The organism is Microcystis sp. M079S1, assembly GCF_020246425.1.
Classification (GTDB): domain Bacteria; phylum Cyanobacteriota; class Cyanobacteriia; order Cyanobacteriales; family Microcystaceae; genus Microcystis; species Microcystis aeruginosa.
On record NZ_JADBSZ010000231.1, the window covers coordinates 1 to 5188 of the forward strand.

The window sequence follows — 5188 nt, forward strand, 5'->3', positions numbered from 1 at the left end:
GGCTTGCTGAATAATGGTAAAACCCTTTTAAAATAAGGCTTTTGACCTGTTAAAATCCGATGTTCATGCTGCGAAAATAGGATTAAGACCTTCAAAAACCTGGCATTATCCTTCTTTTAGTACATAAACTGGTACAAAAAAGAGGGCAACAAAGCCTGAAACTCCTGACTCCTGACTCCTGACTCCTAACCCCACCAACAAACTTTTTCAGCAAACCCTACCTAATTTTCAGGGAAAAAGTGCCTAAATTTCCCCCCCGATCACTCCCATGCCAGGCACTTTTTGATTTCAAAAAAGCCTAAAGATATTATCCAACAAGGTTTTTAGATTTATTCGGCAAACCCTAATTAGTTAACCCTGAATTGCTTTAGCTAATTGAACGTGGAGTTTATGACTGGCTTTAAACGCCATGTAATGAGCAGTCGGAATAGTTCCCAGTAAACTCAAATCACCAATTAAGTCCAATAATTTATGTCTTGCTGGCTCATTTTCAAACCGTAAAGGAGGATTTAACCATTGATTTTGATCGCAGACTAAAGCATTTTCTAAACTGCCTCCTTTAATTAAACCAGCCTTTTGTAAATATTCAATTTGATCGGCAAAACCGAAAGTACGGGCAGCTGCGATCGCTTGACTAAAACTTTCCTGATCAGGACTCCAACTATACCATTGATTACCGATGGGTTTATAGGTAAAATCGATCCCGTAGGTAAAACGTAATTCCGGGGAAGGAATCGCCGCCACAAAAGCATCTCCTTCGTACAACCAAATCGGTTGAGAAATAGTTAAATCTGATGGAGAAAAAGAGTTATCTAAACCAGCATTTTTGATCGCTTCTACCCAGATTTTGGCCGAACCATCAAGGAGGGGAATTTCCGCACCATCCACCTCAATGCGAGCATCCTCTACCCCCAAAGCGGTTAAGGCCGCTAATAAATGCTCAACAGTTCTAACCTTTGCTTCTCCTCGTCCCAATTCTGTTGATAAAGTCGTTTGGTAAACCGAAGAAACTAGAGCGGGAATAATCGGTTGATTGGCTAGATCTCTGCGGACAAAATAACGTCCTTCTCCTGGATTTGCCCCACAGACGCGCACCCGTGTTATCTCCCCCGAATGCAGTCCAATTCCCGATAATTCAAATTGTTTAGAGATAGTAGAAACCATAATTATCAAGTAATAAAGCTTTTATCAGTGAACAGCAAAAATAACTAAATTCATCGATAACTGGTAACTGATAACTGATAACTGATAACTGATTAGAATCGTTCCCCGATACCGAAATGGAGACGAGAACTACCATCGACATTAAAACCGTAGTCAACCCGAATTTGGCCGACAGGAGATTGTACCCGAACACCTAAACCGTAACCGAGACCAGTACCGGGTAAATCCCGGACAATACCGGGTTGACCGGGGACATCACCTTGGGAACCAATAGTAGTGCCGAAATCGACAAATAACGCCCCCCCAATAATTGCTACTATGGGAAAACGATATTCGGCCGTCGCTTGGAAATAACTGCGACCGCTACCCACTTCTCCCTCGGCGTAACCCCGTACAGAGTTACTACCCCCAACGATAAAAGCATCGTAGGGGGGTAAATCGCCTAATACTGTCCCTGCTTGCACATTAAAAGCGAGGGATTGCTGACCTTTAAAAATATCGGTTTCAAAGAGATTAAAGGAATTAATAAACCGAACGGGGATAAAGTAACTGTAACTACCCCGAACACGAGTGCCGAAAATACTGCCAGAACCGACCGGAATAGTTTGTTCTAAACCTAGACGCAGGAAAGAACCACTGGTGGGCTGCAGGGGATTATCGCGAAAATCTCGAATAGCGCCAATATTTAGAGAAAGTAGATCATCGATCCCAGAGGAACTAAAAGCCAGTTGTTGACTGCCAAAACCGTTGAGAGGTGCAGACAGGGGGGAGATGTCACCATTGGCATTTTGCACCTGTACCTGTTGATAGTTAAAGCCTAGGGAAACCACCCATTTTGGTTTCGTAAACACATCGGCGGCCAGAGGACGGACAAAAGTAATACCGCCACCCGTCCGGACGATACGGGGACTATCATTATCGTTCAGCGTCCGAATCGAGGAATTTTCCCCATCATAAACCAGAGAAATCGACTGTCGCCGGAAAACGTTCACCGTGTAGGAAGTGCGGAAATTATCCGTGGCAATCCAAGGATCGGAAAAACTCAGATCGAATAAAAATTCCCGTTCCCCTAACTGGACTTCTGCCCCTAAAGTTTGGTTATTACCGCCAAAATTGCGCTGTTGATAGCTAACAGTCCCGAATAAGCCCGCATTCGAGCTAATACCACCCCCAGCGGCTAGGGAACCGGTATTACCTTCCACCACATCGACGTTAACAATCACCTCCCTTGGGTCGCTGCCGGGAGAAAAAGACAGACGCACATCCTCGAATAAACCGAGACCGAAAACACGCTGTAAATCCTGTTGGGCCGTATTGCGGTTAAAAATATCCCCCGCTTTTAGGCGCATTTCCCTAGTAATGATAAATTCTCTAGTTTTACCCTTGACCGGTTCCTGTTCGACGTTAAAGTAGCGTACTTGAATTTTTTCGATTAAACCTTCGGAAATGACCAGAATCACCCGACCATCGGGAGTGACTTGCGGCGCACCGATTACCTGGGCCAGATCATAGCCGTTTTTGCTGTACCAGTCATTGATTTTTTTTACCCCCGCCTGTAATTCCCGCAAATTCAGGGTTTTGCCGTATTGACTAGCGAAAATTTCCTCGACCACCCCAGCAGGTAAAATCGATTTGTCCAGGGTTTCCGGGGCGATTTGAATCTGTACGCCCTGAAAAACGGGGTTAGGCTGCACCTCAAAGGTGACTCGCACCCCTAGAGGCGTATCTTGGGGAACTGCCCGCACATCGGCAAAAAAGCCCGTGGCAAAAACGGCGTTAATATCTTCTTGCAGTTGCGATCGAGTCGTGCTTCGTCCTGGTCGGGTGCGAATGGTATTATAAACTAGGTTTTCTAATTCTCGATCGGCCCCCTGTACTACCACTTCGGCCACCAAAACTCGCGACTCCTCCGCCGGCACCGGTGGGGCTGTTGTGGGAGTTTCTGCGGGGCTTGGGGGTTCCGTCGGGGTTTCCGGCGGTGCTGCCACGGGTGGCGTAGTTTCTCCCGTCGCAGGAGGAGACTGTACTATCTGCTCGACGCGGGGAAAAACCGTTTCTTGCGGTTCTTCTTCGGCCATTACCGTCCCGTGAAATAATCCGAAAATAGCCAGCAGCAGGGCCAGCGAGGAATATCGCCCCGAAAAATTGAGATTTTTAAGCACTTCCACACACCCATTAACACCATTATGGTTTTGTTTGTTTTCTCTGCCCGAGAAATTTAACGAACGTTAAAACTCTAGCAGATTGCTTACTCTCAGTAAATCCCAGCTTGACCGGTGACTAAAGAGATACTGCATCAGGTCTGATATTGGTCAGCCGTCAGCATTAAGTTTTTATCTTGCCATATCTTAGCTTTTTCCGGTTTGGCTCTATCCGAATTCACCCTCTAGAATTATTGCCACCTCGGTGGGCGCACAATTAATTACATATCTTCCTAACTCACCAAAATTAAAAACAATTAAGTTTATTCTCCTGGGAATCCCCCACCTTTTTACACCAGCGCAGATGTCAACGTCTCATTTGTAATAACTGTACCAGTTGCGAGACCTGTTGGCGATTAAACATTTGCAGCAGGGTACTAGCTACTAATTCGGGTTCTAGGGTGATCAGGATTTGTGGTAATTTGGCGGTGGCTAATAACTGCAATTCTTGACTGACGGTGATTTCTTCCCCGCGACCCCATTCTAATAAATCACTAGCTTGTTTTAATTCTTTAATAATAACCGGGGCGAGAGTGCGGTAGGAATGTTTGGGGTTAGCCAGGGCTGATTGGGCATTTTTAACTAAATATTGCCACTTTTGCTGTTCTGAAGCCAATTGAGACAGAGGTAAAATTAATTTTTGTAATTGCTGACGGGAAGCACTGGTTTCTTCCTGTTTGAACAGTTGTAACATCTGTTTGAGGATATCTCTGACGCGGATGGAGATAGAAGACGCTGCCGCAATAGCTGGGGTAGATTTTCCTTGGACGAGAAGATAGTTAAGATGGGCCTGTAATTCGGCAAAAGTTGGTTCACCTTTTTTAACGATAGCGTTAGCTTCCTCGGCTTGCAAACCTAATGAACCCTGCAGCTTATCGATCAATATCTGAAGCAGATCATAACCCTTGAGGAACAAAGATTCTAATTTTTGATCCACTTGTATGGGATTTTCTTTCAGTATTTTGAAAGCATCCTCAAGACGGTGAGCAGTTTTTTGGATACTGCTATAACCTAACATGGCCGCCCCCCCCTTGATGGAATGGGCGGCACGAAACATCTCGTTCATCTGTTCAGTATTGTTCACGAGATTGCCTAAGTCTAAAATCCCCTGTTCCAAAGTTTCCAGGTGTTCTTTTGCTTCTTCGATGAAATAGCCGAGAATTTTCTGAGCGTTAGCGGAGTCCAAGGTCTTATCCCCCTTATCACGATGCTGTCTAGTCCTAGATTGCCCAGTTTTTCAGGAAATATATCAGTTATGGGGCAATGGCTAGGAAAACTGGACCAGACGGACACAAGCTAGGCTCAAAAGCCCGCCCACAAAGGTTCTCAGCTTCTCTTGCTCAAAATAGATCGAGCAACGGCAGCAAAAAAGCTAAGGCAAGAATCGGGGACGGGAGCAAGCTGACTAGAAATTATTATTGATAAGAGGGAACTGAGTTGTTGAATATCTAAGATTACCTCTTAAGACCGCAGCGGAGTTGGCAGTAGGGAACAGACAACGCCAGAACAGTAGGTGGTCATCCAGAGATGATGCCAAATCCCCTCATACTTCATCTTACTCTTGATCAAAAACGCTGTCACCACCATCAAGAGCTAATTAGAACAAAATTACTAGACCAAAAGACCCGACCAGAAAAAACCCTAAGGTCTGAAAGGCTGATGTAGCAAGGGATAGAAAAAATATCAAAAAATTTTGCCAAAAGGGGTTGACAAACTTGGGGAAGTTAGATACATTGGTAAATGCGCGGTTGAAGCGAAGCGAAAGCGAAGCGAAACAAACGACGCTGGAACCTAGACAAAACAATAGTTTGAAAGCCAAGCAA

General features: G+C 45.0%; 3 protein-coding genes. All 3 read right to left on the minus strand.

The features are described 5' to 3' along the window. Nucleotides 1–351: 351 nt before the first annotated feature. Nucleotides 352–1164 (minus strand): UDP-3-O-acyl-N-acetylglucosamine deacetylase, encoded by an 813-nt coding sequence (gene lpxC / locus IM456_RS15430; RefSeq protein ID WP_287692404.1) that lies wholly within the window; start codon nucleotides 1162–1164, stop codon nucleotides 352–354. Nucleotides 1165–1256: 92 nt separating this feature from the next. Beyond that, a complete protein-coding gene (locus IM456_RS15435) occupies nucleotides 1257–3242 on the minus strand; it encodes a BamA/TamA family outer membrane protein (RefSeq protein WP_253881404.1) in 1986 nt (661 codons plus the stop codon). A 430-nt stretch (nucleotides 3243–3672) separates the two neighbouring features. Beyond that, nucleotides 3673–4551 (minus strand): Hpt domain-containing protein, encoded by an 879-nt coding sequence (locus IM456_RS15440; RefSeq protein ID WP_149988071.1) that lies wholly within the window; start codon nucleotides 4549–4551, stop codon nucleotides 3673–3675. Nucleotides 4552–5188 lie beyond the last annotated feature (637 nt).

What these genes read in the sequence shown, in the direction of transcription:
- lpxC (WP_287692404.1), bottom strand. Translation starts at nt 1,164, where the DNA reads ATGGTTTCTACTATCTCTAAACAATTTGAATTATCGGGAATTGGACTG.
- IM456_RS15435 (WP_253881404.1), bottom strand. Translation starts at nt 3,242, where the DNA reads ATGGCCGAAGAAGAACCGCAAGAAACGGTTTTTCCCCGCGTCGAGCAG.